This window comes from Roseovarius sp. CH_XMU1461, assembly GCF_037027165.1.
GTDB classification, from domain to species: Bacteria; Pseudomonadota; Alphaproteobacteria; order Rhodobacterales; family Rhodobacteraceae; genus Roseovarius; species Roseovarius nubinhibens.
Genome location: NZ_JAYMDV010000010.1, coordinates 1 through 26,096 on the forward strand (window position 1 = coordinate 1; position 26,096 = coordinate 26,096).

Consider the following 26,096-nt stretch of genomic DNA (forward strand, 5'->3'; position numbering starts at 1 on the left):
TGTGAACAGGCGTGCAAAATTGACCCCGTAGCGGGGTGATCGGCGTCCAAAAATGACCCCCTTACACTGATGTGGATGATGCCCCCGAGGTTATCGGGGAGCACAGAGTGGGATGTTGGTCGTGGAGACGATAGCAAAGATCCGGCGGGCGTATTTTCAGGACAGGAAGCCGATCAAGCAAATCTGCCGGGAACTGCGGGTTTCGCGGAATACGGTGCGGAAGGTGATCCGGTCTGGTGTGACGGAAGCAACCTACGAACGCAGCGTTCAGCCTCTGCCAAAGATCGGGCCATGGAAAGACAAGCTCGAAGAGATGTTGGCGGCGAATGCGAGGAAGCCAAAGCGCGAGCGGTTAACCCGCATCCGGATATTCGAAGAACTGAGAGCCCTTGGATATGACGGCGGCTATGACGCTGTCCGGCGATACGCGGCCACGTGGTCCAAGGAAGAACAAGAGGCCTCCGCGGCCGCCTATGTCCCGCTGATCTTCGACCCAGGCGAGGCCTACCAGTTCGACTGGAGCCACGAGGTTGTGGTGATCGATGGGGCGACGACAACCGTGAAGGTGGCGCATGTCCGGCTTTGCCACAGCCGGATGTTGTTCGTCCGGGCCTACCCGCGCGAGACGCAGGAGATGGTCTTCGACGCCCACGACAAGGCCTTCGCCTTCTTCGGCGGAGCCTGCGCGCGGGGCATCTACGACAACATGAAGACCGCGGTGGACACGATCTTCGTCGGCCGCGAGCGCGCCTACAACCGCCGGTTCCAGCAGATGTGCGGGCACTATTTGGTCGACCCGGTCGCCTGCACACCTGCCTCTGGCTGGGAGAAGGGACAAGTCGAGAACCAGGTCGGGGTTGTCAGGCGACGGTTCTTCGTGCCCAGGCCAAAGTTCAAGAGCTATGCCGAGCTCAACGCCTGGCTCGAAGACCGCTGTGTGGCTTGGGCCAAGTCCCATCCGCATCCGGAACTGCGTGACCGGACAATCTGGGAATTATTCGAGGAAGAGCGCGCGAGCCTGGTGCCCTATGTCGGGCCTTTCGACGGCTTCCATGCCGTGCCGGCGTCCGTGTCGAAGACCTGTCTCGTTCGCTTCGACAAGAACCGCTACTCTGTGGATGGCCGCGCTGTTGGTCGCCCTGTCGAGATCCGCGCCTATGCCGGGCGGGTCGAGTTCTGGCAGGACGGCAAGATCGTGGGGCAACATGCCCGGTCCTTTGGTCGCGACAAGGCCATCTACGACCCGCTGCACTACATTCCGGTGCTGGCCCGCAAACCCGGTGCCCTCAGGAACGGAGCGCCGTTCAAGGACTGGGAGTTGCCGCCCGCGATCAGGCGCGTGCAGCGCAAGCTTGGCAAGGTGCCGAATGGTGACCGCCAGATGGTTCAGATCCTGAGCATGATCCCAACCGACGGGCTGGATGCCGTGGATGCTGCCTGTGCCGAAGCCCTGAACGAAGGGGCCCCCGCCGCCTCAGTCGTCATCAACATCTTGGCCCGGCATCGTGAACCGCCGCCGCCGTTGACCATTGATACGCCGGACGCGTTGCGACTGACCTGCCAGCCCGTGGCCGATTGCCAACGTTACGACAGCCTCAGGAGACCCAACCATGGAAAGATCGCAGGTACTGGACGCGATGAGCCAGCTAAAACTCTACGGCATGAAGGCCGCCTACGATGAGATCATCACCGCTGCGGTGAAGAGGCAGCATGAACCGCAGCAGATCGTCGGTGACCTGCTGAACGCCGAGATCAGCGAGAAGCAGGCGCGCTCGATCAAATACCAGATGACCATCGCCAAGCTGCCTCTGGCGAAAGAGATCGACGAGTTCAGCTTCGAGGGCACGCCTGTCAACGAGACGCTGGTGCGCGACCTGGCCGCCGGGGATTTCCTTGAACAGCAGCGCAATGTTGTGCTCATCGGCGGCACCGGGACCGGCAAATCCCACCTTGCTGTGAGCATCGCTCGGGCGTGCATCCGGCGAGGCAAACGAGGACGGTTCTTCAACGCCGTGGACTTGGTGAACAAGCTTGATGCCGAAGCTCGTGCTGATCGGCAGGGGCGCACGGCTGACCTGCTGTGCCGCCTCGACTTCTTAATCCTTGACGAGCTTGGCTACCTTCCTTTCGCGCAGACCGGCGGCCAGTTGCTGTTCCACCTCATCAGTCGCCTCTACGAGCGCACCTCGGTCATCGTGACTACCAATCTCGACTTCGGTGAATGGCCCTCCGTCTTTGGCGACGCCAAGATGACCACTGCGCTCCTCGACCGCCTTACCCACCATTGTGAGATCGTCGAAACCGGCAATGAGAGCTGGCGCTTCAAGACCAGGGAATAATCCAAGCCCCGCTGGCCCGATACGGCTGCGCTGTGTGGTGGCTACACCGCATCGGGCCAGCTACCCGAGGGCACAGCAGGGGGTCATTTTTGCACGCCGATAGAGGGTCAAGATTGCGTGCCGATTGACACCATATGGCTTGAGCGAGACGGCAAAGGATACACGGCTCAAATGCAAGTGTACTTTTGGACGGGAAACAAGGGCAACCGGCTCAGGCGTGTAAGAGCGATAGGTCGGCGCTTGATTGAGGGCTCTTGGTTCTGTGGCTGGTGTGGCGGAGAGCTTAGTTTTGACAAGCGGGCTGATGCTCGTTTTTGCCGAGAAAGCTGCCGAAAAAAAGCGGCACGGCAGCGGCGCGAAGAACGCTATTTCGCCCTTATTTCATTGGGGCTTGAAGCGGAATGTGATAAGCTAAAACAAAAGGCCGGAGCGGCGGCTAGCGAGGAAAAGCAGTATGGCAATCTATGAAGTTCAAGGCCCGAATGGGGCCATCTACGAGGTCGACGCGCCGAGCAAGGAAGATGCTGCCAGTGCGCTAAAGAGGGCCGTGGAAGGGGACAGATGGTGGGAAGAAGCTCCGATAGCCGAGGGCTCCAGCGTACCTGACCGATGGTGGGAAGAGGCACCAATCGCCGACGATGATCTTTCGATTCAGCAGATGCTGGATCTAATCCAAGGGTCATCAGCCCCTGATAAAAGCTTGGAGACAGCGCGACCTTCACAAGATGATCCATCCATTCAAGAAATGCTCGATATGTTGGCTCTCGCTGCTGCGGCAAAGAAAAAACGCGTGGGTGAGCAACCAGAAACCAGCATGCTTGAGCAATCCATGAGCGGCGTTAACGAGGGCATCGCGGGTATTCTTGGCGCACCTGTCGACATCATGACGGGCGTTATCAATTACGGCAGCCGAGGGGTAAACTCTCTATTCGGGACTGATCTCCCGCCGATAACTGACGCGTTCGGGGGCAGCGGTACATTCGAAGACCTTCTTGCTCCAACCATCTCAAACGTTCAGCCACAAAATACCGCTCAGAGGTATGGTCGGCGTATCGGGCAGGAAGTGGGGGCTATGTCGGTTCCTGGTGGGGCCATGTTACGCAATGCAAAGGCACCATTGGCGCTGGGGGCGATGGAGACTGTAAGCGCGGTTGGCTCCGGCGTGGCAGGCCAAACCTCCCAAGAAATCGCGCCGGGCAATGCTACAGTTGACACTATTGCCTCTCTGGCAGGTGGTTTGTCACCGGTAGCCGCCTCTCGCGCCCTTCGCCCGTCTCCTAAGGCCCCCTCTGTAGAAATGCTCAAAGCAGAGGCTGACGCGGCATATGAGGAAGTGAGGAACTCGGGCGCGACCTTATCGCCAGCATCTGCGGATGCGCTAGCAGGTAGAATTTCTGGAACACTTGGTGAAAGAGCGGCCACTCGCAAGCTCAACCCCAGGGCCGCTATAGCTGCCGACGCCTTGAGTAAGGATCTGCGAAGCGCACCGCCAACAATCGCGGAAGTGGATCAGGTGCGCCAGTGGGTGGGCAAGAATGTTGCGGGCTCCAACGAGGCGGGGGAGCGGGCAATCGGTGTTCAAATGAAGAATGCCATAGACAACCATCTAGATACTCTCACTCCGAGTGATGTTTCGGGAACAAATCGTGCACATGAGGTCGTTTCGACTTTGCAAGGTGCAAGGGAGAAAGCGCATCGGGTCCACAAGTCGCAGCTTTTCGAAGCCGAGGATACGGGAGCAATCGCAAAGGGTCTAAGGCGCGCGGCGACAACAGGGACGGGCGGGAATGAAATTAATGCCATTCGCCAAAATGTCCGACGGGTGCTGGAAAATCCAAAGTTGCGCAGAGGATTCAGCGAGAGCGAACTGAAAGCCATGCGAGAAATCGCGGATGGCACACCCACTCAAAACGCCTTGCGACTACTGGGGCGTCTGGCTCCGACTTCTGGCGGGCTGCCTCTGGGCGGCTTTGCAGGCGCTGCCGCTGGCGTGGGCGCGACCGGGAACCCCCTTCTGCTGGCCCCTTCGGTTATTGGCCAAGGTGCGAAGATGCTCGGTGAGCGTAGCACCAGAAAGGCTATTTCTGGCTTGGGAGAGCTTATCCGGAATGGGAAACCATTGCCTAAGAAGGCTGCAAGCGATTTGGAAAACAATGTCATCGCGGCTCTGGTCGCACAGCAAATGGCAAGTCCGGCTGAAAGAGGCAATGAGGCCACGAATGCAGTCGTGCGGGCTCTGCTGGAGAGGTGAGCCGATGAGACACGATGGGAAGCAACCATTTGACCGGCCTATGAGACCTAGTCGCATCCAGTTAATTAAGGAAGCGGCAGAAGGTCTCGCCGTAGACCCTAAAGGCGTCGAAGTTTCGAAGCAATCCGAGAGTTACGCAGCCTATCAAGCGTGGGTGACCTGGAGTATGTTTCAGGCATTGTCCGCATTGTGGCCGGACACAATGATCAGCGAAATTGAAGCTGGGCTCAGTGAGGCTGAGCCCGTTTCGCGGCGAGCGTTCGAAGCGGCTAGGCTCAAGGGTCCTAAGTTGCGTTGATCACGAGCTTGGGTGACTGAGTTCGGCGCTGTCATTGCTGGCAAGCGCTGGGTCGCGCATCAACTCTATGTGCCTCAGGCTCACACGTAAGCTTTGCAACTGCGCCGCTTTAGTCTCCCGTATCACGAGAATGCCGATGAAAGCTATTGCGGCTAAGATCAAGCTTTCGCCCGTCGATAGCTTTGACAAGTTCCACCATGCAACCAGCGCGTACAAAACCGGTCCGCAAAATGTAACAACGTCTCGCTCCCGCTCGACCCGCTTAATGGCGGCAACTAGTTCGAATGGATCTGACGACATAGGCCTCCCCCCTACAATGATCAGAAATGTTGAAGTTTGGCTGAGGTAGCCAACTAAAATCTAACGACAATAGCTATGGAAGGGCAGCTTTCGGCTCGCCGCCGTTTCATACTGGCGATATTTGCCACCGGAGAACCTTGGACAGTCGCGAGCCATTCCCGCGCCAATAGCCAGAGCGCCGATGTCCTCGCCAGATGCCCCATAGCATGTGCCGACCCAGCGATCATAAGTCTTGTCGCCATTCAGCCAGCATTTCACGGGTTTGTGGAGGACGAGCTTTTGCATCCATCGCTTGCCATCCCGCCCGCCTTTCTCGTCCAGCTCGGGACCATCAACGCCATTCAATCGGACAGGCAGATTTTGAACCTCGATGGTGTCTATATCTCGGACATGTGTCACTCGGCCTTCAATCCACTGCCCCGCAAGAGCGTCATTGGTCGAGGCGATAAGCGCAAGGGCACAGAAGAAAATTGCTCCTGTTGCCTTGCATGTTTTCACGGGCCGCAAAGCGGAACTTGACCGATCAATGGGCTTAGGTTTCGAGCTTCTTTGGAACATTGGTTGTCCTTAGTTCATTCGGCTTCAGACTTCAGAGCGACCCCCGGTCCAGAGGCCACTTGACCGTCGTCAAGAAATTGGATTCCCCGACCTTCAAGCGTCAACTGCACAAGCTTGATAGTGGAGTCCTTGCCTTCGCCTTTGTCAATTTTGTTGAGCGTATTGCGATGCAACCCTGTGATTTCAGCCAGTTCAGGATTGCTCAACCCCAGCGCGGCCTTCGCCATTTTAAACTGCTCCGATGTCATTCGCGCCCTCATTGTGTGCTAGTAGCATATTTTGTGTATTGACAGCACATGCTGCCAGCCCCATATTTATGCTATCAGCACACGAAAGGGTTCGCAATGTTTGACCGCGCCGAAATCATGAAATCCGCCTGGGCCATCGTGCACCGCTTTCTTGGGAATGGTGAGCCGTTCCGTGCGTTGATGTCCCGCGCTCTGAAATTCGCATGGGGGAAGGCGCGAGAGCGTGTATCGGTAGCTCAGGCTGTCGAGCATAAGATGAAGGCAAATGAGGCTCTTGCATCCCGTTCGGTAGAAGACCTGCAGCGGGAGATCATGGGTCTGGAGAACAAGGACCACTGGCAACAGTCGGATCATACCCGGATGAGCGCTCTTCGCGCCGCCCTGCAGGTCGCACAGAGCCGGGAAACCGTTTCTGATGATTACACGGCCAAGCGCGACCTTATCGCATCCTCTGGTGGGCGCTTCTGTGCGGTCACCTTCATCAAAGCCGATGGCAGTGAGCGGACGATGCAAGTTCAGCCCGCAGCCCTCCGCTACCATGTCAAAGGCGATGCGGCCTCAGACGCGGCAAAACGGGCCACACAGACCCGCAAAGCCCGCCATCCACACCTACTGCCGGTTTGGGATGCAAAAGCCTCTGCGCCGCGCTCTGTGAACCTCGCTACCATCACCCGCATCGCGGTTGGCGGGCAGGTGCATCGCTTCACCGCGTAACCAAACCTTCCAAATGGAGATGTAACTATGAACAACATCATTCGCCGAAAAATGCTGCTCGGCCTTGCGGCAGCAAGCACAGCGGCTGCAACCGGAACACACGCGGGCGAACGGCTCATTCGTGAGAACCCCAAATTGGTGGCCATTGGCAATGAAACTCTGTCCCTACAGGAAAGCTATTTGGCCGCACGGGCTGAATGCAAAAGGATCGTCGACGAGTATGCCTTTAAGTGGCCTCTCGCTCCGGAACCAATTCTCGCCTTCGGAAGCGGCAGCGTTCCTGAAAGTGACCTGACCGGAGCAAGCATCAGTCGAATCGTTGATGAACGCGGTGATTTCGAACAGGTCTGGAGATACGGGACACCTGAGTACTTTGAGAACGCGATTAAATACCACAAGTCTCGCATTGCCCACATCCGGACCACCAAGAGCAAGCGCGGGCTTGAGTTCGAGAAGCGTTGGCTCCAGCGGTCAAAAGAGGCGCTTCCTCTCTCGCGGAAGTATGTCGCCCAAATTGCGCAGCTGCGGGAACAGTCAGGCTATGCGGCTGCCAGAGAACGCCAAAGTGAGGCGCTCGAAAAGCTTCGGCAACATGTAAGCGAAATCATCAAGGCCGAAGCCGCCACGATGGAAGGCGTGCTCATAAAGGCGCAAGCACTCGTGGCATGGTCACACGTCGATGTTTTCGACAAGGACGTTAACCCGGAAGGGCGGCGCTGGGCGGAAAGCTTCGCCACCACGATTATTGATCAAGCGGAGGCATAAACATGAAAACAGAGAACATGATTGAAAATGATCGCGCGAGTTCTTTGGCTTATCAATTGGCATCATTGATCGATGTCTGTTTGTTCGCTCACGAGAACGAGAACACAGCAGTTCCCCATGATCGGCGTGGGATCGAGCAAACGCTTAAGATGGCCTCTGAGATGTTCGGTCAACTGATCGATTTGGTGGAACACCTGGAAGCTGGCCGCTGTGAAGCGCAGGAGGGTAAGCACTGATCTGCTGACCTCAAACAACGAGGACGCCTCGGGACTTACGGGGGCGTCCTTCCTCATGGGATCTACGGACACTTCGCATGACCTACCATTATGACCTCAATCGCCGATGGTCTGATCGCTTCTTGCCTGAGGTCAAGCGGCTGATCGGCGGATATCTTATTGAGGCTGCTCCGGATCCTTACGACCACTTTCAGGCAACCGACCTCATGATGCTCGAAGCTAGAGATATGCGGGTGGCTGCGCGGGTGAGGCGTCCTGGATATGCGCAGCGGTATCCCTACCAGTTTACCATCCGGTCACAGGTTTCATCGGGGGCGCAGACCGAGCTTTCCAAGATAGTGAACGGCAATGGCGACTGGATGTTTTACGGCCATTCGAACGCGGCTCAGACAGGACTGGAGTCGTGGAAGCTGATTGATCTGAGAGCCTTCCGCGCTGGGTTGATCCGCAAAGGGTCCAGTGGCCTCAGCTGGGGGCGGAAATCAAACGCAGATGGAACACAGTTCACGTGGTTTGATGTGCGCAGCTTTCCCTCTGATCCGCCCTTGGTCGTCGCCAGCTCCTGAAGCTTTCTGACTGGTGCAAGGACTTGGAATGCGAAGGCCGAGTTGTTGGGAGGGCCTGCAAAACGGGTTTGAGTAAAGCGTCTTCTCCCCCTGTTACTCCATACTACGGGTAACGCGAATGTTGAGTTAGGTAACAGAAATGTTGAGTTGGGTAACGGCCTCAAGATGGGATTTTCGGATGCGCCTATCGAGCTAGGGCGCTTACTACATCTTGTGAAATAGACCTCCCAGGCCATCCCGCATGGAGCCCTGAGAGGCGGCTGGCGTTATGCAGCATCCAGTAGGGCTTTGTAGTTGTCATTTGCGGCCGAAATCTCAATCACTGATGCGGACTGCTTTAGCAGTGTAATGTAATCGGGCTTGAAATCGCTGCGATTTTCGACCGCCACGACACCCTTCGGGGCGCTGTCACCAAGAAGCTTGAGGTCACTGAACTTTGTATGCGCACTAAACACAGACGAATGAAATGGCGTCGCAATATCGAAAGCGACAATTCTACCATCTTGAACCCTACCCGCTACAGGCCAGACATGTCCTGACATACCAACCATTTCCACATCGCGTTCGACACGGGATTTCCCGTAGACGTCAATCAGCCTGTCGACGAGCATGTCGCGCTCGCTTTTGGCCGATTGCTCGGTAATCGTTGCTTCCGTAAGCACGGTCGCTCGATGGGACGCTGCTGACACCATCTTCACGGCACCAGCAATGCGATCAATGCTGATCTGGAGAACAAAGAAACTGTGACTGTCGAACCCAACGCCAAGCTGGCTCGCCGTCGCACGGGCATGGTGCGCAAACTGACGCGGCGTTGCGCCAATCATCTCAGCTTCATTTAATCCGACACCCATATCCGACACAAAACAGGTATTACCGTCAAAAGACACGCGAACACGGACGGGGGAGCCGCTTGGATACACAGCCCCCGTGGTGAAAATATAGCCGTCGTTCTCGCGCTCGAACCGAGCCATCCCGCTTGCAACGTGCTCAACGGCATTTATGAAGGCACCGTCATTCATGTGTTTTCCCATACTTATCAAGACACTAACCTCCCCTGAAAGCCGGGACGGCCAATTCCTGATACCCCTTTGATTCTAAGCAATTTTTCAGCGCAATCAAGAAAATCTTCGAGCGCCCCGGGATCGGGGTCAAGAGGAACGGCTAGCGGTAGGTTCCGCTGTCTCATTCGGTTCTCGCCCTCTATGTAGTTAATTTCAAATTTGTGGATGTGCGAGCTTGGTATATCCAGAAAGTGATATTCTCGCGGCCCAATTGCAGAATTCGTATGGCCTACCTTCCATTCGACGCGCTCTAGCGCGATTACGCTTTTAACTTTTTCGTCTGGTTGAAACTCAGTTTGGAGGAGAAACCCATGTCCATTTCTGAGAGCGGGGCTTTTCAAGCGTAAGAACAAGCCAAAGAAATCACCCGCATCAACTTCCAATTTAACCCGGGCGGTCTTCCAGCTTTCCCCATCCTCAGCCCAGGCTATCGGCTCTGAAAAAGACTTCCACGGGGTGACAAGGTCGCTTAGCGTAACCAAATGAAATCCAAAAAAGTTATCCATCTTTTGCGCAGGAATAATTCCTATCTAGGATTAACGTAAATGGCGAGTCAAACTTGCGCCTGAGTTGAATCTCTATCTCAAAGCCGAGTTTCGATTGGTGTCGCCCTGAGGCGGCCGCCCATCGCATCGATGTAGTCTACGATGACCTGAGGCGCGACCGGCGGCTCCGCGCTCCGCCCGGTTTCGTCGCACCATTCTTGGAACTTCGAGATGATGTTCTGGTAATTCCGTAGGGTCTGTGGTGCGAAGGCGTTTGCCGAGCGCTTCTGATACTCGCTGATCAGCTTTTCACGTTCCGCCTTTCAAGCCCCGGAAAGCTTTACAACTGTGGCGTAACGCTCTTCTTCGCGATTGAATTTCTCATACATGGGGAAAACTCCGAACTGTTTCCCCCATTGGACCAAGGCTCTGTTAAGGTTTTGTTAACGCTGCTGTCCGAGACTGACGCATTGACATCGATTTTAGGGGACGAGGAGAGCAGAATGACCGCGAGCATACTGAGATTGTCTGCCGCTGAGGCTGCATTGCTGGAGTATGTCGAGAAATACGGCTTGACGCACCGCGCCCGCGCTTACTTCCAAAGCCTCGACGCAGGGCCTCGCAACTTGCCGGGCGTTCAAGAATCCCCACCAGCTTCGGTTTGCGGCTTAGGTGACCACGAAGCCACGTCATGAGAGATTGAAAGGTGGATCGTGGGGTGGATTGACTTTACGCAGCGGTAAATATTTCTTTTAAAATCAATACATTAATGGGGGAAAATGGTGCCTCAAGAGGGACTCGAACCCCCGACCTTGTCCTTACGAAGGACCTGCTCTACCAGCTGAGCTATTGAGGCGGCGAGACACCGTTTAAACCGGGTTTTGATCTGGTGCAAGAGACGGAATGCCGCCGATCGGGGAGGGTTGCGGCGGATTGCCTCTTGAGACCGGGGGGCGCGCCGCCTAGCTATAAAACATGCGTAGCCTCTTGATCCTTGCCCTGATTGTGATGACCGGCCTCATGTCGGCGCCTGTGGTGGCACAGGAGCAACCGGCCGTAGACGCCATGTCGATGTCGGAGCCGCATGAGTGCTGTGGCGCGAGTGAAATGGGTGCGGGGCCGTCGGTCTGTGCCGCCTGTCTCGTCCTGCCCGCGGATTGGCACGCGGCGCGGTTTGGTGAGGAGCGCCGGTTTGAGTTCTTTGCTGCGCGGCTTGTGCAGGATGGGCGCAGCCCCCTGCCCCCGCTCAGGCCACCGCGTGGGGTGCTGTTTTCCTGAACTTACCCAATCTTACGGAAAACGGAGTCAATCCAATGAAGAAATCCATGATTTATGCCCTCGTGGCCGCGCCGATGCTGAGCCTTGCCCCGGCGGCCCACGCGCAATCGCTGACGGAGCCGGCGGCGATGGTGATGACAAAGACGCCCGGCTGTGGCTGTTGCGATGCCTGGGCCGATCTCGCGCGGGCCGAGGGCCACACGGTCGAGGTGATCGAGACCTATGATTATGCCGGAATGAAGGCGGATCACGGGGTGCCGAACGATCTGGCCTCGTGCCATTCGGTCAAGGTCGGCGATTATGTGGTCGAAGGGCATGTGCCGCTCGAAGCGGTGAAACGTATGCTGCGCGACAAGCCCGCGATCAGCGGTATTGCCGTGCCCGGGATGCCCGCCGGATCGCCCGGCATGGGCGATGATCCCAAGGCCAAGTTCGACGTGATGGCCTTTGGCGGCGATGCGAAAGAAGGCGAGGTCTATTACAAGGCCGGGGTCGAGTAAGCCCCGACTACAGCCTCGTGACAACAAAGATGGGCGGCCATTGGGACCGCCCATTGACGTTTCAGCCGCATACAAGCGATTGGCTTATTTCTGCAGTTCGAGCCAGATCTGGGTGTAGATCTTGGTGGCTTCGGGCGGGCAGGTCTTGGAGACAACACCGGCATCGGCGAGCTCGGCGGGAATGACCACCTCGGGGGCGGTGCTCATGTCCTCGGGCATGAATTCCTCGGAGCCGTCGATGCCATTGGCGTAGCGCGCGAATTCCGAGATCATCGCGGCGTTTTCAGGGGCCATGATGAAGTTCAGGAAAAGCTTGGCATTGTCGACATTCTGGGCGTCCGCGAGGATGGCAACGTTGTCCATCCAGATCGGAAAGCCTTCCTTGGGATAGCCGAAGGCGATGTCGGGGTTTTGCAGGCGCGAGCGGTAGGACGAGCCGTTCCAGTTGACGCCGGCGCCGAGGTCGCCCTTGGCATATTTTTCGACCGTGCCGTAATCGAGCGAGATCCAGTGCGGCTTGGCCTCGACCAGCTTGTCGCGGACCTTGCGCAGCACATCCTTGTCGGTGGTGCACTGCTCGCCGCCCATGTAGCGGATCGCGAGATGCATGACGTCGTTCATTTCGGGCACGACGTTGATCTTGCCGCGCAGCTCTTCGGGCGGATCGAGGAAGATCGCCGAGGTGTTGATTTCGCCATCATAGATCGAGGTGTTGACGGTCAGACCGACCGTGCCCCATTGCCATGGCACCGTGTAGCGACGGCCCGGATCGAAATCGACCTCGGCCCAGCGCTTGGCGACATTCTTGAAATTCTCCATCTCGTCTGGGCGGCTCTCGAGGAGGAGGCCTTCGGAAATCCAGATCGGGATATAGGTGGCCGAGGGCACGACGATGTCGAAGCCATGACCGCCGGCGCGCACTTTGGCGAGCGCGGTGTCGTTGCTGTCGTAATCGGTGATCGTGACGTCGATGTCGTATTCTTTCTCGAATTTCTCGATCAGATCGGGGCTGGTGTAGTTGCCCCAGTTGAAGATGTTCAATTCACCTTCGGCCAGAGCCGGGCTGGCGAGCATGGCCGCGGTGGCCAGAGCTGTGACGGATTTAAGAGCGGTCATGGGACCTCCTGAGTTGGGTTGGAATGGCATCAGTTCTTGCGCTGATTGAGGATGAAATACACGATCACCATAGTCACCGAGATGGCGAGCAGGACCGTCGAAATCGCGTTGACCTCGGGGGTGACGACTCGGCGGAGCTGACCCAGCATATAGGTGGGAAGCGTATCCTGACCGGCGGCTTTTACAAACTCTGTAATCACCACATCGTCGAGCGAGATGACAAAGGCCAGCATCGCCCCGGCGAGGATACCGGGCCACAGAAGCGGCAGGGTCACCTTGCGAAACACCCGCAGCGGCGTGCCGTAGAGGTCAGAGGCCGCCTGTTCGAGCGTCAGGTCCATGCCCTGAAGCCGGGCGCGGATCGGCATATAGGCGAAGGGCACGCAGAAGGCCGAATGCGCGATGAAGAGATAGGCGCCACCGGTGTAGCCTGTGTAATTCTTGATCAGCGCGAAGAAGATCAAAAGCGCTACGGCGGTCACGATCTCGGGCACCATCAGCGGTTGGTTGATGATCGCAAAGACCACGGTCTGACCCTTGTAGGGGGCGCGCCGAGTGGTGGCGAGGGCTGCCAGCACCGCGACCGAGGTGGCCACGGCCGAAGAGACGATGGCAAGCCAGAGCGACAGGAGTGCCGCCTCCTTGACCTGTTCATTGCCCCAGGTCGAGATGTACCAGCGCCAGGAGAAGCCTTCCCAGATGGCGATCGAAGTCCCGGCGTTGAAGGAATAGAGCACGAGCAGGATGATCGGCGTGTAGAGCAGCAGAAAGCAGAGCACCGCGATGGTGGTGAAGCCGTGCTGTTTCTTGACGTTAAAACCCTTTGGTTCAGCCATGACCGCCCCCTTCGCGCCCGGCGGCACGCACATAGAAAACCATTGTCGCCATCACGATCAGCAAAAGCAGCATCGCCAAGGCCGCACCAAGCGGCCAGTTGCGCCCCTGCCCGAATTGCAATTCGATCAGGTTGCCCAGCATCATCCGCTTGCCCCCGCCGAGCACCCTTGGCGTCACATAGGCGCCGAGCGCCGGGATCAACACGAGGATCGAGCCCGCCACGATGCCGGGCCGGGTGACCGGCAGGATGACCTTGCGCAGCACCTTGAGCCGGTTGGCATAGAGATCATAGCCGGCCTCGACGAGCGAGAAATCGAACCGTTCGAGCGAGGCATAGATCGGCAGCACCATGAGCGGCAGGTAGACATAGAGCATCCCCACCATGATCGCGAAATCGGTGTAGAGCATCTGTATCGGCTCGTTGATGATCCCAAGCCCCATGAGCAGGGTGTTCACCACCCCTTCGTTTCGGATCAGCTCCATGATCGCGAAGGTGCGGATCAGCAGGTTGGTCCAGAACGGCACCATGATCAGCAGCATCCACAGATTGCGCTGATGGGCGGGGCGGGTGGCGATGAAATAGGCCGTGGGGAAGCCGAAGAGGAAGGCGACGACGGTGGTGATCAGGGCCAACCGGAGCGAGCGCCAGAAGATCGCCAGATGGGCGTCGGCAAAGCCGATGGTTTCGTCGAAAATGTCCCGCTCGGCAAAGACGTTGAACCAGGCCTCTGTCGAGAATTTCCACACCACGCCGCCGTAATCGCCGGGGGTGAGAAAGCTGTAGACCGCCACGATGAAGAGCGGGCCAAAGGCCGCGACGCAGAGCAGCGTCAGGGCCGGCGCGAGGAGAACCCATTGCGAATGGCGTTCGGTGAAACTTGGACGGTGGGTTGCGTTGGCCATGGCTCAGTCCCTCAGGACCTGGGCCACGCCGGGGGCGACGCGGATGCCGACACGATCGCCGAGCTTGGCATCGGCGGCGCGTTCGGGCGTGTTCTGCAGGCGCAACGCGAAGGGCGTGCCATCGCTCAGCACGAGATGGAAATGGGTGTCGGTGCCGAGATAGACCACATTGCTCACCTCGCCGGTGACGGTGGCCTCGGCGCTGTCCGGTGCGCAGAAATGGGCATGTTCGGGGCGCACGGCGACGGTCACGGCCTGACCGGCGGGGTCGCCCGGCGGTTGACGGGCGATGATCTCGCCCCCCACATCGAGGGCCACGCGCAGCGTCTCGCCTTCTTGCCCCGCAATCTTGCCGGTGAGAAAATTCGTCTCGCCGATGAATTCGGCGACGAACCGTTCTGCGGGATGGTCATAGATGTCATGCGGCGAGCCGACCTGCAGGATGCGCGAATTGCTCATCACCGCGATCCGGTCGGACATCGACAGAGCCTCTTCCTGATCATGGGTGACGAAGACGAAGGTGATGCCGGTCTCGTTCTGCAGGCGTTTGAGTTCGACCTGCATCCCCTTGCGCAGTTTGTAGTCGAGCGCCGAGAGCGGCTCATCCAGCAAGAGCACCTTGGGACGCGGCGCGAGGGCGCGGGCGAGCGCGACACGCTGTTGCTGACCACCCGAGATCTCCGACGTGCGGCGGTCGGCCATCGGGGTCATCTGCACCAGCTCGAGCATCTCGGCCACGGTGGCCTTGATCTCGGATTTTGGACGGTTGAGCATGTCGAGACCAAAGCCAATATTTTCGGCCACGGTCATGTGTGGAAAGAGCGCGTAATTCTGAAAAACGGTGTTTACAGTGCGCTTGTAGGGGGGCAGCGCCACGAGGTCCTCGCCATCGAGCCGGACCGAGCCAGAGCTTGGCGCGTTAAAGCCTGCGATGGTGCGCAGGAGCGTGGTCTTGCCACAACCAGAGGGGCCAAGCAGCGTGAAGAATTCGTTTTCCCGGATCGTGACGCTCACGTCATTGAGCGCGGTAAACGCCGTCGCGCCAGAGCCAAACACCTTGGAAACACTGTCAATTTCTATCATTGGCCGCCCCACCTGTCCTTGCGTTCATAACCGCCAACCCTAATAGTGTTTCTCATGCCGTCAATAAATTTTTAGTCGGATAAAATTATTTACTTCGCACTCTCTTGGGATAAGGTGAAAAAAATGGCAGCCGTTGAATCTTCCTCCCCCGGCCTGCGCGACAGGCAAAAATCACGCCGCCGGCGGGATATCCTCGCGGCTGCGCGTCGCCTGATCGAAACCGAAGGTTATGCCGCCACCACCATGGCCAAGATTGCCGGGGCGGCCGATGTATCGGCGCCCACCGTGTTCAACTATTTCGGCAGCAAGGATCAGCTCGTCGTGGCCATGGTTCTCGAGGCGCATGAGGCGGGGCAAGAATATATGCAGAGCTGGACCCCCCCGGAAGGGGCCGGGCTTGGCGATATTCTCGGCCAGATTTTCAGCATCTATGCCGATCTCACCATGAGCTATGCGGGCAAACGGGTCTGGCGCTATGCCGAGGCCACGAATATCCGCAACCCCGACAGCCCGATGGTGCAGCTCTATGCGCAGATCGAAAAGACCCATCACGGCGATATCGCCGAGATCCTGCACCGGACGTCCGGGCAGCACGGGTTATCGCGCAGCCGCAGCGCCCTTCTGGCGCGGGTGGCCTATAGTACCTGGAATGCGCGGTTTCTCGATTTCATCCGCGACGAGGACATGCGCCTTGAGACCCACAAGGCGCAGCTCTGTCAGGATATGCAGGAGCTCGGCGCGATGGTGTCGGCCTGATCGGCTAGCCCCGTTGCGCCACCAGACGCCGCGCCTGGGCAAAGGACAAGAGCCGCCGGGATTGTTCGTCCCAAAGATGCAGCCGCGCGTTGCTCAGGCTTTCGCGGATGGTCATACGGTTGCCGTCAGCCAGATCAGCATGGTCGCGCAGCACCTCGGGCAGCCGGTAAAAGGGAATGCGGCTGTGGACATGGTGCACATGGTGGATGCCGATATTGGCGCTGAGCCATTGCAGCCAGCCGGGCAGGATGTAATGCGAACTGCCGTGCAGGGCGGCGTCATGTAGCTGCCAGTCTTCCTCGGACTCCCAATGGGTCGTCTCGAACTGATGCTGCACATAGAAGAGCCAGACGCCTGCCGTGGCGGCCAAGAGCGTGCTCGGCAGGAAGATCAGCAGCACCGGCATCAGCCCGCCGAACCACATGACAAGGGCGAGCCAGATCAGGATCGCGGCATTGGTTCCCATGGCGCTGATCCAGTATTTCGCCTTGTCGGTAAAGCCGAGCGGCAGGCGATTCTGAAACAGGAAGAGATAGCCCGGGCCGAACCCGAAGAGCACGATCGGATGGCGGTAGAGGCGATACATGAGCCGGCTGAATCGGGACATGGCATGGTATTCATTGACCGTCAGCGTATGGATGTCACCAATGCCGCGCCGGTCGAGATTGCCCGAGGCGCTGTGGTGGATCGAATGCGAGCGACGCCAGACGTCATAGGGGGTCAGGGTCAGCACGCCCAAGACGCGGCCAAGCCAGTCGCTCAGCAAACGGTTGTTGAAAAAGGCACCATGGCCGCAATCATGCTGAATCGCGAAGAGGCGCAGCAGAAAGCCCGCGTTGCACAGCGAAATCGCGAAGGTCAGCCAATAGCTATAGGAGAGCGACCACCAGGCCAGCGCCCAGAGCGCAACAAAGGGACCAAGGGTGACGATGAGCTCGAAATAGCTGCGGCGGATGTCCGCTTCGCGATATTGCGAGAGAATCTTGACCCAATCCTTCGCGGCGCGCGGTGCGGGCGAAGGGCCGGATGAGGTGGAATGTTCGTTCATAGGCCCGCCTTGGTGACTGGAGTGCTGCATAGAGCATCGTGGAACATATGCAAGCAGAGCGTGGCAGGATGAGCGGGAGAACTCGCAGCGCCAGCAAATGTGAGGCTGGGGGAGCATAGTTCGGTGACGTTTCTGCGCTGCAGTGGCTGCGCAGAGATATTTTCACGAAACGCGCGGCAACCGGCGGCGAAGAGTTAGACACGGTTCACCCTGTCCTGAGTTACTTGGGCCGTGACATGTCCGTTTTCAACATGGACCACCCGAGGCCGCCGAAGAAGTCCAGCACGGCGCGAACGCGTGCGGTGTGGCGCAGATCGGGATGGGTGAGCATCCAAAGGTCCACGCCGAGGTCTTCAATCTCGACCCCTAAACGGCGCAGATCGGGATCAGGGTCGGCCAGATAGCAGGGGAGGATTGCAACACCGATGCCCGTGCGGACGGCGGCCAGCATGCTCAGCACACTGTCTGATTTGGCCACGCAGCGGTCGTCGACGCCGGATGCACGCATCCAAGCGTGCAACTGAGGATAGGACATGGAGGCGCTCGGCCCGATCCAGGGAAGGCCCGCCCAGTTATTGTGGTCGTCCTCGCTGAGATCCAGAGACCGCGCGGCATAGACGGCCTGCCGTATGCGGCCGAGACGCCGACCGATCAGATGCTCTTCGGGTGCGCGAGCCGGGCGGATCGCGATATCTGCCTCGCGGAAGGAGAGATCGGAAATCTCGTTCGAGACAGTCACATCGAGCACGATGTCGGGTTCTACGTGTCGTAGGTGGGCGATCTCGGGGGCCAGCAAGCCCCAGAGAAGCGAATCCGTCGTTGCCAGATGCACGATGCCGGAAGGCCGCAGGTCGCGGCCCGCCACGCGTCTTTCGGTGGCGTTGGTCAGTTCTTCAATCTCGCGTGCGGTGGCGGCGACCTCTTCCCCGGCGCTTGTAAGCCGATAGCCTGTGCGGAACCTCTCGAAGAGACGAACGCCAAGCTTTTGCTCCACTGCGTTGATCCTGCGGAACATGGTCGGATGGCTTGACCCACTCCGCTGGGCGGCGCCGGAAAGCGTGCCTGCCTCGGCGATCATAAGGACCGTCTGGTAGTCGTTCCAGTCGAGTTTGCTGTTCATATATGAAAGGCCGATCTTCTGAATTCTCTCAATACTTATCAGAAATGAACGTGCAGTGTGAGGGCCAGTCGAACCAATCCTGAGAAGAGACGAAATGCACACCCATATCGTTCACGCGCATCCCGAGCCGAAATCCTACAATGGCGCTCTCACGCGCGCCGCAGAAAAGGCGCTGATACAACACGGCGGCAGCGTCACCATCAATGATCTATACAACCCCGCGTTTGACCCGGTGGAGGGTGGTCGGCATTACGCGAGCCGCGTGGCAGGCGATCACTTTGCTCCGCTCGCCGAGCAGCGCCACGCTTGGCGCACCGACAGCTTGCCCAAGGATGTCCTGAGGGAAATCCGCAACCTTAAACAGGCGGACCTCGTCATTCTGCAGTTTCCACTGTGGTGGCACAGCGCGCCCGCGGTCCTCAAAGGGTGGATGGATCGCGTCTTTGTCAGCGGCGGGCTCTACACCAGTCAGATGCGCTATGGCACGGGTTACTTCAAAGGGCGCCGCGCCCTCGTTTCAGTGACCACAGGTGCCCCCCGCGCCGCATTTGGCCCAGGCAGCCGAGGGGGCGATTTCGAAACGATGCTCTGGTCTATCCATTATTCGCTGCATTACATGGGGTTCTCGGTTCTGCCGCCCTTTGTCTCCTATGGCGTGCAGGGACATGGCTACAGCTACGAGGATCAAAGCATTGTCGAAGAGCGGTTGAAGGGAAACCTCGGCGCATGGGCCTCGCATCTCGCAGCGCTGGAGGAGGTCGAACCGCTGCGATTCCCTGATTGGTCCGACTGGAACGAGACCGGCGGTGCGGTCGGGTAGTTGTGAAGGCGATTGGTTGACCGCCTAGACCGGCTTGCGCCTAACACAGATCGCGCGACCAGAGGCACCGGTTCTGACGAGTGCGGCAGAATATTCGCGTTTTCGGGATGGGATTTGGTGGAGCCTAGGGGGATCGAACCCCTGACCTCTTGCATGCCATGCAAGCGCTCTCCCAGCTGAGCTAAGGCCCCATCTTGTCAGGCTAACCAGCCTGTGCGCCGCTACTTATGCAAAGCTTCGGGCGGGATCAAGCGGAAAAATCCCGCCCCGAAGATATCAGCTGTCTTCGTCTTCCGACGCGACATCCGCGATGTCGTCGAGCGACACGTTTTCGTCATCGTCGTCATCTTCGAGCACGTCATCGCCGAGATCGACATCGACGTCGAGATCGTCATCATCGTCCAGCACTTCTGCATCGCCATCGAGCGACGCCTCTTTGAGCTTTTTGGTCTCGGCATCCTCGCTGTCGGCGCTGATCGAACGGCTCTTGCCGAGGTTCAGCTCAACGAGTTCGCCCGTGTAGGGGCTGACGATCGGATCCTTGTTCAGGTCGTAGAAACGCTTGCCGGTGGTCGGGCAAACACGTTTTACACCCCATTCTTCCTTGGGCATGGGTCATCCCTTTCAATTCTGAGGTCTTGTCGACGGTTCGCGCCACCTGCCATAACAAGGCACAGGTGTCAAAGGCTTTGATCACCGCAGGCAGCATGAGGCATTCGGCGATATGGGGCAAGTGACACTTCCGGGCAACCCCCCGATTGATGTGGTGATAAAACGCTCGGCCCGGGCGCGGCGGATTTCGCTGCGGGTTTCGGGGATCGACGGGACGGTGTCGATGACATTGCCGCGCGGAATTTCCGAAGCGCAGGGCGTGGATTTCGCCCGCGAAAAGGCCGACTGGCTGCGCGGGCATCTGGCGGGGCGGCCCGATCTCGTGACGGTGGCGCATGGGGTGGATCTGCCGGTGGCGGGAGAAATGCTCTCCATCGCGCCTGCCGCGTCGGGCCGTGCCATTCGTGTGGCGGAGGGGAAGATATGGGTGCCCGGACCGACCGAACAGGTCGGGCGGCGGGTGCAAAGCTGGTTGAAAACACTGGCGCGCGACCGGTTGGTGCAAGCTTCGGACCGCTATGCGGCGAGGCTCGGCACCCAGTACAGCGGGATCAGTTTGCGCGATACGCGGTCGCGGTGGGGGTCCTGTTCGTCGCGCGGCGGGCTGAGCTATTCTTGGCGGCTGATTCTCGCGCCAGCCGAGGTGCTCGACTATGTGGCAGCGCATGAGGTGGCCCATCTACGCGAGATGAACCATTCGGCGCGATTCTGGGCCCTGGTCGAAAAGCTCGACCCCGAGTTCGAAACCTCGCGGAGATGGCTTCGGACGCATGGCGCAGCATTGCACAGGTATCGCTTTGATATTGACGCCGACGCGCGCTGAGGCACATGGTCGCGATATGTTGCTCACACCCCGCACCGATCCCTCGCCTTCGGCCCATGACCGCGTTTATCGCGGCTTGCGGTCGCGAATCATGCATGGCGAGATCGCGCCCGGTCAGGCACTGACCATTCGCGGCGTCGGCGAAGAGTTTGGCGTGTCGATGACGCCCGCCCGCGAAGCGGTGCGGCGGCTGTCGGCGGAGGGCGCGCTGTCGATGTCGTCCTCGGGCCGGGTCTCGACGCCGGAGCTGAGCCCCGAGCGGATGGAAGAGCTCGCGGCCTTGCGGGCGTTGCTGGAGGTGGAGCTGGCCAGCCGCGCCCTGCCCCGTGCCCATATCGCGCTCATCGACCGGCTGCAGTCGATCAACGCACGGATCAACGAGGAAATCGCCCGTCAGGATGCGGTAGCCTATATCCGGCGCAATCTGGAATTTCACCGCACGCTCTATCTGCGGGCGCAGGCGCCTGCGATGCTGGCCATGGCGGAAACCGTCTGGTTGCAATTGGGGCCGACGATGCGGGCGCTCTATGGGCGGCTCTACCGGAAAACCGCGCCGCAGCATCACCGCACGATCATCGCCGCGCTCAAGGCTGGGGACGAGCCGGCATTGCGGCTCGCCGTGCGGTCAGATGTGACGCAGGGTCTGCGGATGCTGGTGCGCTAGGCCGGCGGATCAGGCCGCCAGCCCCTTGTCACCCATGGCAAGGAATTTCTCGCGGCGATCGCGAATCAGCGCGCCACGGTCCTTGCCCTTCAGCTCGCCCAGCAATTTGCGCAGCGTGACACCCACGGCGTTGATGGCCGCGCGACCATCGCGATGCGCCCCGCCCATCGGCTCGTCGATGACGTGATCCACAACGCCGAGACGTTTGAGATCCTGCGCCGTGAGTCGCAGCGCCTCGGCGGCTTCGCGCATCTTTTCGGCATCTTTCCAGAGGATCGACGCACAGCCTTCGGGGGTGATCACCGAATAGACTGAATGTTCGAGCATCGCGACACGGTTGCCAGTGGCAAAGGCCACCGCCCCGCCCGATCCGCCTTCGCCGATGATGACGCTGATAAGGGGCACGCCCACTTGCAGGCATTTCTCGGTCGAACGAGCGATGGCTTCGGACTGGCCACGCTCTTCGGCGCCTTTGCCGGGATAGGCACCGGGGGTGTCGACCAGCGTGATGATCGGCAGGTTGAACTTGTCGGCCATTTCCATCAGGCGGATCGCCTTGCGATAGCCTTCGGGGCGGGCCATGCCGAAATTGCGTTCGATGCGGCTCTTGGTGTCGCTGCCTTTTTCCTGACCGATGACGACGACCGGCTGATCGTCGAGACGGGCCAGGCCGCCCATGACGGCGTGATCATCGGCAAAGTTCCGGTCACCGGCGAGCGGCGTGTATTCGGTGAAGAGCGCCTTGATGTAATCTTGGCAATGCGGCCGCTCGGGATGGCGCGCCACCTGACATTTGCGCCACGCGCTCAGGTCACGGTACATGTCCTTGAGCAGCTCGGCCGCCTTCTTGTCCAACGCGCCGGCCTCGGCTTCGACATCGACGCCTTCGCCTGCCCGCGCCATGGCGCGCAGCTCTGCCGCCTTGCCTTCGATCTCGGCCAGGGGTTTTTCAAAGTCGAGATAATTGGTCATTTACACGCTCCACCTGATGCGTTGGCCTATATGGCCGTTACGTCATTCTTTTGCAATCATCCCAGATCGAGAAAGGCCCGCAAGCCGATTTCGGGCGAGGCGAGCACCGGCGTGGCGAGATCGGCGAGCCGAGGTGCGGCCCCGGCCATGGAGGCCTGAGCCAGAACGACCACGGCGAGATCATCGACAGATTTGACCGCTTCGCGCAGTTGGGTGGCGATGACGGCCTCAAAAGCCTCTTGCTGGCCCGCCTCAAAGAGCGCCCAGAACGGGGCAAGCGAGAGCGTGTGCACCCGTGTCTTCCGGTCCTGTGCCGCGAGCGCCCGGTCCAGCAGCTCAACGCTCGGGGCGAGGGTGCTGTCGAGACAATAGGCGAGGAGGATAGAGCCTTCTTTCTCTGCCGCCAGCACCGCCGCGCGTTCCATCATCGGCGCGTCGATGCGCATCGCGCCCAGCTCTTCCGCCAAGGGGCCGAGCGTCGTGCAGCTGCACATGACCGGGCCGTCCGCCGCCGCGATGAGCTGCGCCAGATCCGCGCGCACGGCCTCTGGCCCCTGATCGAGCGCGGTGGCGAGAAGATCAGGGCGCACCTTATGGATCAGCGGCGTGCCCGGCGCGATGGCATCGCGCAACGCTTTGAAGCGGTCGCGATGAAGGGCTGCGGTGTGCAGGATCGTATGGGCCATTCCGTGCGTGCCTCTGTTCTGGCTCTATCCCGCGGGCCATAGCACGGGAATGAGCGTCGCCACCAGAAGGGCCGCCATCACGCGGTTGAAAATCCGCAGACGCTGCGGGCTCTTGAGAAAGCGGCGCATTTCCTGACCGATCACTGTCCAGCTTGTCGTCGAGATCAGCGAGACCGCCACAAAGACCGCCGCGACCCAGAGCACCGCTTCGAGATTGCGGCCGGTGGCATAGAGGATGATTGCCGAGAGCGACATCGACCAGGCCTTGGGGTTGACCCATTGAAAGGCCGCCGATTGCAGGAAGCTCAGCGGCTTCCCCTCGGTCGCGGCCTGTTCCGGGGGCGCGGCATTGGCGATCTTCCACGCGAGATAGAGCAGGTAGACCACACTCAGGATCTTGAGCAGCGTGTAGGAAAGCGGCCAGAGGTCAAAGACCTGCATGACCCCCACCCCGACGAGGAACACCATGCTCGGGAAACCGATCGTGATGCCAAGCATATGCGGCACCGTGCGGCGAAAGCCGAAATTCGCGCCCGAGGCCATCAGCATGAGGTTGTTCGGCCCCGGTGTGATGACGGTCACGAAGGCAAAGGTGGCGAGCGCGGTCAGCAATTCAAAGGTCATGGGGCACCGGGGATAGGTCAGGTTGAGGCACAATCTTATGCTGGATGCGGCGCAAGCGGGTTGCGAATTGTTGCGCCAGCCAATTCATTCTGCAATTATTAGGCATGATAGACCAGATTTCAGACCACATATTGCAAGAGCTTTCGCGCAATGGCCGGATCAGCAATATCGAGCTGGCCGAGAAAGTGGGGCTTTCGCCCTCAGCCTGTCTGCGCCGGGTGCAGGATCTCGAACGGCGCGGCGTGATTGCGGGCTATCGCGCCCGGATCGACCGGGGCGCGCGGGGCATCGGCTTTGTGGCCTATGCGACCGTTGGGCTCAACGCGCATACAAAGGCGGCGCAGCAAGCGTTCGAGCGGGCGATGGAGGCCGCGCCCGAAGTGGTCGAGTGTCATAACATCACCGGCGCGGTCGAATATCTCTTGCGCATCGAAGTGGCCGACCTGCCCGCATACAAGGCGTTTCATACCGATGTGATCGGCACCTTGCCGCAGGTCAACGCCATCACCTCCTATGTGGTCATGGGCTCGCCCAAGGATGCGCGGGCGTGATGGTACTTTTCCCTCGGGACGTGGCGCGGTAAGGCTTGGACCATGGAAACTCTGCCGCAACTCTATGATCGCCTGACCGCCTCGGGCGAGTTGACACCCGACCCCGCGCAGCTCGCTGCGCTGCCCGAGTTCGAGCGCATTCGCGCCGCGCTCGACACGCCTGCGAAGACGGGCTGGTTCCGCAAGGCGCCAGAGCCGCCCAAGGGGCTCTATCTCTGGGGCGGTGTGGGGCGTGGGAAATCCATGCTGATGGATATGTTCGTGGCCTCGCTCGATGTGCCGTCGCGCCGGGTGCATTTCCACGCCTTCATGCAGGAAATCCATGCCGGGATGCATGCGGCCCGCCAAAAGGGCATCGAGGATGCGCTGGCCCCGGTGGCGAAATCGGTGACGGATGAGCTGCGGCTCTTGGCGCTGGACGAGATGCAGATCACCGATATCACCGATGCGATGATTGTCGGGCGGCTCTTTGAGGCAATGTTTGCGGCCGGGGTGGTGGTGGTCACCACGTCGAACCGGGTGCCGGATGATCTCTACAAGGACGGGCTTAACCGGCAGCTGTTCCTGCCCTTCATCGACAAGCTCAAACAAAATCTCGTGGTGCATGAGCTGGCCTCGCCCAAGGATTACCGGCAGGACCGGATCGCGGGGAGCCAGACCTATTTCACCCCGGTGAATGCCGAAAGCCGCGCCAAGATCGACGACATCTGGCAGAGCCTGACCGGCGGTGCGGCCAAGCCGCACAGTCTGATCGTGCAAAAGCGCGAGGTGCTGATCCCGGCCTTTCACAACGGGGTGGCGCGGGCGAGCTTTTATGATCTCTGCGGCAAGCCGCTTGGCCCGGCGGATTATCTGGCGCTGGCCGAGGCCTGTCGGGTGCTGGTGCTGGAAAATATTCCGCAGCTCAGCCGGTCGAATTTCAACGAGGCCAAGCGGTTCGTCACGCTGATCGACGCGCTCTACGAGGCGCGGGTCAAGCTCATCTGTTCGGCGGCGGCGGCCCCGGAATATCTCTATGTCGAGGGCGAAGGCACGTTCGAATTCGAGCGCACGGCAAGCCGGCTGCGCGAGATGCAGTCGCAGGATTGGGCGCAAGGCTGATCAGGCGCGGGCGATCTCGTCGAGAAGTGTCGGCAGTGCCGAGAGATCGGCAATTTCACGAAACCTCGGGGCGGTTTGCGGGCTGGCCTCGGCCTCGTAGTCCCAGCTGAGCTCTTGCGGCACATGGATGCCCCAGCCGCCCGCCGCAATCATCGGCGCCACATCCGAGCGCAGCGAATTGCCGACCATAGCGGCGCGATCTGGTCCAGGGCCGTGACGGGCGAAGAGCCGCGTGTAAATCTCGGGCGTCTTGTCGCTGACGATCTCGACCGCATCGAAGAGATCGCCGAGCCCCGATTGCGCGAGCTTGCGCTCCTGGTCCCAAAGATCGCCCTTGGTGATGAGCACGAGGTGATACTCCGCCGCGATCTGCTGAAGCGTGTCGCGCGCATGGGGCAAGAGCTCGATCGGATAGCGCAACATGTCCTGACCCGCCTGCAACAGCTCGGACACCACATGCCCGGGCACCGCGCCATCGGTCACCTCGACAGCGGTTTCCACCATGGACAAAACGAAACCTTTGACGCCAAATCCATAGAGGCCGAGATTGCGCTTTTCCGCCGATTTGAGCCGTTCGACCATGTCTGGCGCATCGGAATAGGGCGCGAGCAGATCGGCAAACCGGTCATGGGTGAGGCGAAAATACCGCTCATTATGCCAAAGCGTGTCATCCGCATCGACGCCGATTGTCTGCAATTTTGGCATGTTCTTCCCTCTGTCAGGTGACGCGCCTCTTTTCATACCCGTGCAAGAGGCTATATACACCCCGTTGACACAGGCG

Annotated in this window: 31 protein-coding genes and 2 tRNA genes; 16 read left to right on the forward strand and 17 right to left on the reverse strand. The window is 59.6% G+C overall.

All coding sequences use genetic code 11. From position 1 onward, the window contains the following. Positions 1–112 precede the first annotated feature (112 nt). The 4 genes from istA (at position 113) to WA237_RS17460 (ending at position 4,590) form a co-directional block, all read left to right on the forward strand. The gene (istA, locus tag WA237_RS17445; RefSeq protein ID WP_336099183.1) at positions 113–1,681 is read left to right on the forward strand and encodes an IS21 family transposase; all 1,569 of its coding nucleotides are present in this window, start codon (positions 113–115) and stop codon (positions 1,679–1,681) included. After that, positions 1,611–2,339, forward strand: coding sequence for an IS21-like element ISPkr1 family helper ATPase IstB (gene istB, locus WA237_RS17450; RefSeq protein ID WP_027244506.1), 729 nt, complete (start codon positions 1,611–1,613; stop codon positions 2,337–2,339). The genes istA and istB overlap by 71 nt, the downstream gene beginning before the upstream one ends. A 171-nt stretch (positions 2,340–2,510) precedes the next feature. Further along, complete coding sequence (locus tag WA237_RS17455; RefSeq protein WP_336099186.1) at positions 2,511–2,807, forward strand: hypothetical protein; 297 nt, start codon at positions 2,511–2,513, stop codon at positions 2,805–2,807. Then, entirely contained in the window at positions 2,794–4,590 is a 1,797-nt protein-coding gene (locus WA237_RS17460; RefSeq protein ID WP_336099188.1) for a hypothetical protein, read from the forward strand. Before WA237_RS17455 ends, WA237_RS17460 begins: the two co-directional genes overlap by 14 nt. A 658-nt stretch (positions 4,591–5,248) precedes the next feature. Here the strand turns inward: WA237_RS17460 and WA237_RS17465 are convergent. Together WA237_RS17465 and WA237_RS17470 are read right to left on the reverse strand one after the other, a co-directional pair. Then, the gene (locus WA237_RS17465; protein ID WP_254655667.1) at positions 5,249–5,746 is read right to left on the reverse strand and encodes a thermonuclease family protein; all 498 of its coding nucleotides are present in this window, start codon (positions 5,744–5,746) and stop codon (positions 5,249–5,251) included. Positions 5,747–5,760: 14 nt separating this feature from the next. Further along, entirely contained in the window at positions 5,761–5,994 is a 234-nt protein-coding gene (locus tag WA237_RS17470; RefSeq protein ID WP_009813641.1) for a hypothetical protein, read from the reverse strand. Positions 5,995–6,090: 96 nt separating this feature from the next. Here WA237_RS17470 and WA237_RS17475 point away from each other — a divergent pair, with 96 nt between their 5' ends. The 4 genes from WA237_RS17475 (at position 6,091) to WA237_RS17490 (ending at position 8,275) form a co-directional block, all read left to right on the forward strand. Further along, positions 6,091–6,708, forward strand: a complete 618-nt coding sequence (locus WA237_RS17475; protein ID WP_336099190.1) for a hypothetical protein — start codon at positions 6,091–6,093, stop codon at positions 6,706–6,708. Positions 6,709–6,735: 27 nt separating this feature from the next. Continuing rightward, positions 6,736–7,473, forward strand: a complete 738-nt coding sequence (locus WA237_RS17480; RefSeq protein ID WP_336099191.1) for a hypothetical protein — start codon at positions 6,736–6,738, stop codon at positions 7,471–7,473. A 2-nt stretch (positions 7,474–7,475) separates the two neighbouring features. Next, positions 7,476–7,709, forward strand: a complete 234-nt coding sequence (locus WA237_RS17485; protein WP_009813638.1) for a hypothetical protein — start codon at positions 7,476–7,478, stop codon at positions 7,707–7,709. A gap of 77 nt (positions 7,710–7,786) precedes the next feature. Beyond that, the gene (locus WA237_RS17490; protein ID WP_009813637.1) at positions 7,787–8,275 is read left to right on the forward strand and encodes a hypothetical protein; all 489 of its coding nucleotides are present in this window, start codon (positions 7,787–7,789) and stop codon (positions 8,273–8,275) included. A gap of 266 nt (positions 8,276–8,541) precedes the next feature. Here the strand turns inward: WA237_RS17490 and WA237_RS17495 are convergent, their stop codons facing one another. The 3 genes from WA237_RS17495 to WA237_RS17505 all read right to left on the reverse strand — a co-directional run bounded on the left by WA237_RS17495 (position 8,542) and on the right by WA237_RS17505 (position 10,677). After that, positions 8,542–9,294 (reverse strand): hypothetical protein, encoded by a 753-nt coding sequence (locus WA237_RS17495; RefSeq protein WP_336099193.1) that lies wholly within the window; start codon positions 9,292–9,294, stop codon positions 8,542–8,544. A gap of 17 nt (positions 9,295–9,311) precedes the next feature. Further along, positions 9,312–9,842 carry a hypothetical protein gene (locus WA237_RS17500; RefSeq protein WP_336099194.1) on the reverse strand — a complete coding sequence of 177 codons (531 nt, stop codon included), beginning with the start codon at positions 9,840–9,842 and terminating at the stop codon, positions 9,312–9,314. A gap of 759 nt (positions 9,843–10,601) precedes the next feature. Then, a tRNA-Thr gene (locus WA237_RS17505) sits at positions 10,602–10,677 on the reverse strand. Between the two features lie 119 nt (positions 10,678–10,796). Here WA237_RS17505 and WA237_RS17510 point away from each other — a divergent pair. Next, a complete protein-coding gene (locus WA237_RS17510; protein ID WP_336099196.1) occupies positions 10,797–11,099 on the forward strand; it encodes a hypothetical protein in 303 nt (100 codons plus the stop codon). A gap of 35 nt (positions 11,100–11,134) precedes the next feature. Continuing rightward, positions 11,135–11,599 carry a DUF411 domain-containing protein gene (locus WA237_RS17515; protein ID WP_336099198.1) on the forward strand — a complete coding sequence of 155 codons (465 nt, stop codon included), beginning with the start codon at positions 11,135–11,137 and terminating at the stop codon, positions 11,597–11,599. A gap of 84 nt (positions 11,600–11,683) precedes the next feature. On the opposite strand, the gene WA237_RS17520 is transcribed toward WA237_RS17515, so the two are convergent. Genes WA237_RS17520 through WA237_RS17535 form a run of 4 tightly spaced genes read right to left on the reverse strand, consistent with a single transcriptional unit; the run spans position 11,684 to position 15,538 of the window. Further along, positions 11,684–12,715: an ABC transporter substrate-binding protein gene (locus WA237_RS17520; protein ID WP_336099201.1), complete on the reverse strand. Its 1,032-nt coding sequence runs from the start codon at positions 12,713–12,715 to the stop codon at positions 11,684–11,686. A gap of 29 nt (positions 12,716–12,744) precedes the next feature. Continuing rightward, positions 12,745–13,551, reverse strand: a complete 807-nt coding sequence (locus WA237_RS17525; protein WP_040618392.1) for an ABC transporter permease — start codon at positions 13,549–13,551, stop codon at positions 12,745–12,747. After that, the gene (locus tag WA237_RS17530; protein ID WP_336099202.1) at positions 13,544–14,455 is read right to left on the reverse strand and encodes an ABC transporter permease; all 912 of its coding nucleotides are present in this window, start codon (positions 14,453–14,455) and stop codon (positions 13,544–13,546) included. Before WA237_RS17530 ends, WA237_RS17525 begins: the two co-directional genes overlap by 8 nt. Before the next feature lie 3 nt (positions 14,456–14,458). Further along, positions 14,459–15,538 (reverse strand): ABC transporter ATP-binding protein, encoded by a 1,080-nt coding sequence (locus WA237_RS17535; protein ID WP_336099204.1) that lies wholly within the window; start codon positions 15,536–15,538, stop codon positions 14,459–14,461. A 123-nt stretch (positions 15,539–15,661) separates the two neighbouring features. Here WA237_RS17535 and WA237_RS17540 point away from each other — a divergent pair, with 123 nt between their 5' ends. Continuing rightward, positions 15,662–16,294 carry a TetR/AcrR family transcriptional regulator gene (locus tag WA237_RS17540; protein ID WP_336099206.1) on the forward strand — a complete coding sequence of 211 codons (633 nt, stop codon included), beginning with the start codon at positions 15,662–15,664 and terminating at the stop codon, positions 16,292–16,294. A gap of 4 nt (positions 16,295–16,298) precedes the next feature. Here the strand turns inward: WA237_RS17540 and WA237_RS17545 are convergent, their stop codons facing one another. Both WA237_RS17545 and WA237_RS17550 read right to left on the reverse strand, forming a co-directional pair. After that, on the reverse strand, positions 16,299–17,342 hold the full coding sequence (locus tag WA237_RS17545; RefSeq protein ID WP_009813628.1) for a fatty acid desaturase: 1,044 nt from the start codon (positions 17,340–17,342) through the stop codon (positions 16,299–16,301). A gap of 220 nt (positions 17,343–17,562) precedes the next feature. Beyond that, the gene (locus tag WA237_RS17550) at positions 17,563–18,462 is read right to left on the reverse strand and encodes a LysR family transcriptional regulator (RefSeq protein ID WP_336099207.1); all 900 of its coding nucleotides are present in this window, start codon (positions 18,460–18,462) and stop codon (positions 17,563–17,565) included. 94 nt (positions 18,463–18,556) lie between these two features. Between WA237_RS17550 and WA237_RS17555 the strand changes: the two genes are divergently transcribed. Beyond that, on the forward strand, positions 18,557–19,282 hold the full coding sequence (locus WA237_RS17555) for an NAD(P)H-dependent oxidoreductase (protein ID WP_336099208.1): 726 nt from the start codon (positions 18,557–18,559) through the stop codon (positions 19,280–19,282). A gap of 115 nt (positions 19,283–19,397) precedes the next feature. Here the strand turns inward: WA237_RS17555 and WA237_RS17560 are convergent. Beyond that, a tRNA-Ala gene (locus WA237_RS17560) sits at positions 19,398–19,473 on the reverse strand. 85 nt (positions 19,474–19,558) lie between these two features. Then, positions 19,559–19,894 carry a TIGR02300 family protein gene (locus WA237_RS17565; RefSeq protein WP_336099211.1) on the reverse strand — a complete coding sequence of 112 codons (336 nt, stop codon included), beginning with the start codon at positions 19,892–19,894 and terminating at the stop codon, positions 19,559–19,561. Positions 19,895–20,006: 112 nt separating this feature from the next. On the opposite strand from WA237_RS17565, the gene WA237_RS17570 reads away from it, so the two are divergent. Further along, complete coding sequence (locus tag WA237_RS17570) at positions 20,007–20,717, forward strand: M48 family metallopeptidase (protein WP_336099213.1); 711 nt, start codon at positions 20,007–20,009, stop codon at positions 20,715–20,717. A gap of 16 nt (positions 20,718–20,733) precedes the next feature. Next, a complete protein-coding gene (locus WA237_RS17575) occupies positions 20,734–21,381 on the forward strand; it encodes a GntR family transcriptional regulator (RefSeq protein WP_009813623.1) in 648 nt (215 codons plus the stop codon). Positions 21,382–21,390: 9 nt separating this feature from the next. On the opposite strand, the gene WA237_RS17580 is transcribed toward WA237_RS17575, so the two are convergent. From WA237_RS17580 to WA237_RS17590, 3 genes are read right to left on the reverse strand one after another with little or no spacing between them, the layout of a single operon-like run. Further along, a complete protein-coding gene (locus WA237_RS17580; protein WP_336099215.1) occupies positions 21,391–22,353 on the reverse strand; it encodes an acetyl-CoA carboxylase carboxyltransferase subunit alpha in 963 nt (320 codons plus the stop codon). A gap of 56 nt (positions 22,354–22,409) precedes the next feature. Continuing rightward, a complete protein-coding gene (locus WA237_RS17585; protein WP_336099217.1) occupies positions 22,410–23,039 on the reverse strand; it encodes a hypothetical protein in 630 nt (209 codons plus the stop codon). Between the two features lie 24 nt (positions 23,040–23,063). Continuing rightward, positions 23,064–23,663 (reverse strand): LysE family translocator, encoded by a 600-nt coding sequence (locus WA237_RS17590; RefSeq protein WP_216016063.1) that lies wholly within the window; start codon positions 23,661–23,663, stop codon positions 23,064–23,066. Positions 23,664–23,767: 104 nt separating this feature from the next. Between WA237_RS17590 and WA237_RS17595 the strand changes: the two genes are divergently transcribed. Together WA237_RS17595 and zapE are read left to right on the forward strand one after the other, a co-directional pair. Then, positions 23,768–24,214: an Lrp/AsnC family transcriptional regulator gene (locus WA237_RS17595; RefSeq protein WP_040617952.1), complete on the forward strand. Its 447-nt coding sequence runs from the start codon at positions 23,768–23,770 to the stop codon at positions 24,212–24,214. 42 nt (positions 24,215–24,256) lie between these two features. Beyond that, complete coding sequence (zapE, locus tag WA237_RS17600) at positions 24,257–25,315, forward strand: cell division protein ZapE (RefSeq protein ID WP_009813618.1); 1,059 nt, start codon at positions 24,257–24,259, stop codon at positions 25,313–25,315. On the opposite strand, the gene WA237_RS17605 is transcribed toward zapE, so the two are convergent. Next, positions 25,316–26,020: an HAD family hydrolase gene (locus WA237_RS17605; protein WP_336099219.1), complete on the reverse strand. Its 705-nt coding sequence runs from the start codon at positions 26,018–26,020 to the stop codon at positions 25,316–25,318. Positions 26,021–26,096 lie beyond the last annotated feature (76 nt).

Excerpts from the sequence above, each read along its gene's own strand:
- WA237_RS17495 (WP_336099193.1), bottom strand. The coding sequence starts at position 9,294 with ATGAATGACGGTGCCTTCATAAATGCCGTTGAGCACGTTGCAAGCGGG.
- WA237_RS17465 (WP_254655667.1), bottom strand. The coding sequence starts at position 5,746 with ATGTTCCAAAGAAGCTCGAAACCTAAGCCCATTGATCGGTCAAGTTCC.
- zapE (WP_009813618.1), top strand. The coding sequence starts at position 24,257 with ATGGAAACTCTGCCGCAACTCTATGATCGCCTGACCGCCTCGGGCGAG.
- WA237_RS17590 (WP_216016063.1), bottom strand. The coding sequence starts at position 23,663 with ATGACCTTTGAATTGCTGACCGCGCTCGCCACCTTTGCCTTCGTGACC.
- WA237_RS17550 (WP_336099207.1), bottom strand. The coding sequence starts at position 18,462 with ATGAACAGCAAACTCGACTGGAACGACTACCAGACGGTCCTTATGATC.
- WA237_RS17475 (WP_336099190.1), top strand. The coding sequence starts at position 6,091 with ATGTTTGACCGCGCCGAAATCATGAAATCCGCCTGGGCCATCGTGCAC.
- WA237_RS17580 (WP_336099215.1), bottom strand. The coding sequence starts at position 22,353 with ATGACCAATTATCTCGACTTTGAAAAACCCCTGGCCGAGATCGAAGGC.
- WA237_RS17555 (WP_336099208.1), top strand. The coding sequence starts at position 18,557 with ATGCACACCCATATCGTTCACGCGCATCCCGAGCCGAAATCCTACAAT.
- WA237_RS17500 (WP_336099194.1), bottom strand. The coding sequence starts at position 9,842 with ATGGATAACTTTTTTGGATTTCATTTGGTTACGCTAAGCGACCTTGTC.
- WA237_RS17485 (WP_009813638.1), top strand. The coding sequence starts at position 7,476 with ATGAAAACAGAGAACATGATTGAAAATGATCGCGCGAGTTCTTTGGCT.
- WA237_RS17490 (WP_009813637.1), top strand. The coding sequence starts at position 7,787 with ATGACCTACCATTATGACCTCAATCGCCGATGGTCTGATCGCTTCTTG.
- WA237_RS17515 (WP_336099198.1), top strand. The coding sequence starts at position 11,135 with ATGAAGAAATCCATGATTTATGCCCTCGTGGCCGCGCCGATGCTGAGC.
- WA237_RS17540 (WP_336099206.1), top strand. The coding sequence starts at position 15,662 with ATGGCAGCCGTTGAATCTTCCTCCCCCGGCCTGCGCGACAGGCAAAAA.
- WA237_RS17545 (WP_009813628.1), bottom strand. The coding sequence starts at position 17,342 with ATGAACGAACATTCCACCTCATCCGGCCCTTCGCCCGCACCGCGCGCC.
- WA237_RS17460 (WP_336099188.1), top strand. The coding sequence starts at position 2,794 with ATGGCAATCTATGAAGTTCAAGGCCCGAATGGGGCCATCTACGAGGTC.
- WA237_RS17525 (WP_040618392.1), bottom strand. The coding sequence starts at position 13,551 with ATGGCTGAACCAAAGGGTTTTAACGTCAAGAAACAGCACGGCTTCACC.
- WA237_RS17480 (WP_336099191.1), top strand. The coding sequence starts at position 6,736 with ATGAACAACATCATTCGCCGAAAAATGCTGCTCGGCCTTGCGGCAGCA.
- WA237_RS17565 (WP_336099211.1), bottom strand. The coding sequence starts at position 19,894 with ATGCCCAAGGAAGAATGGGGTGTAAAACGTGTTTGCCCGACCACCGGC.
- WA237_RS17530 (WP_336099202.1), bottom strand. The coding sequence starts at position 14,455 with ATGGCCAACGCAACCCACCGTCCAAGTTTCACCGAACGCCATTCGCAA.
- WA237_RS17570 (WP_336099213.1), top strand. The coding sequence starts at position 20,007 with ATGGGGCAAGTGACACTTCCGGGCAACCCCCCGATTGATGTGGTGATA.
- WA237_RS17585 (WP_336099217.1), bottom strand. The coding sequence starts at position 23,039 with ATGGCCCATACGATCCTGCACACCGCAGCCCTTCATCGCGACCGCTTC.
- WA237_RS17455 (WP_336099186.1), top strand. The coding sequence starts at position 2,511 with ATGCAAGTGTACTTTTGGACGGGAAACAAGGGCAACCGGCTCAGGCGT.
- istB (WP_027244506.1), top strand. The coding sequence starts at position 1,611 with ATGGAAAGATCGCAGGTACTGGACGCGATGAGCCAGCTAAAACTCTAC.
- WA237_RS17470 (WP_009813641.1), bottom strand. The coding sequence starts at position 5,994 with ATGACATCGGAGCAGTTTAAAATGGCGAAGGCCGCGCTGGGGTTGAGC.
- WA237_RS17510 (WP_336099196.1), top strand. The coding sequence starts at position 10,797 with ATGCGTAGCCTCTTGATCCTTGCCCTGATTGTGATGACCGGCCTCATG.
- WA237_RS17520 (WP_336099201.1), bottom strand. The coding sequence starts at position 12,715 with ATGACCGCTCTTAAATCCGTCACAGCTCTGGCCACCGCGGCCATGCTC.
- WA237_RS17595 (WP_040617952.1), top strand. The coding sequence starts at position 23,768 with ATGATAGACCAGATTTCAGACCACATATTGCAAGAGCTTTCGCGCAAT.
- WA237_RS17575 (WP_009813623.1), top strand. The coding sequence starts at position 20,734 with ATGTTGCTCACACCCCGCACCGATCCCTCGCCTTCGGCCCATGACCGC.
- WA237_RS17605 (WP_336099219.1), bottom strand. The coding sequence starts at position 26,020 with ATGCCAAAATTGCAGACAATCGGCGTCGATGCGGATGACACGCTTTGG.
- istA (WP_336099183.1), top strand. The coding sequence starts at position 113 with ATGTTGGTCGTGGAGACGATAGCAAAGATCCGGCGGGCGTATTTTCAG.
- WA237_RS17535 (WP_336099204.1), bottom strand. The coding sequence starts at position 15,538 with ATGATAGAAATTGACAGTGTTTCCAAGGTGTTTGGCTCTGGCGCGACG.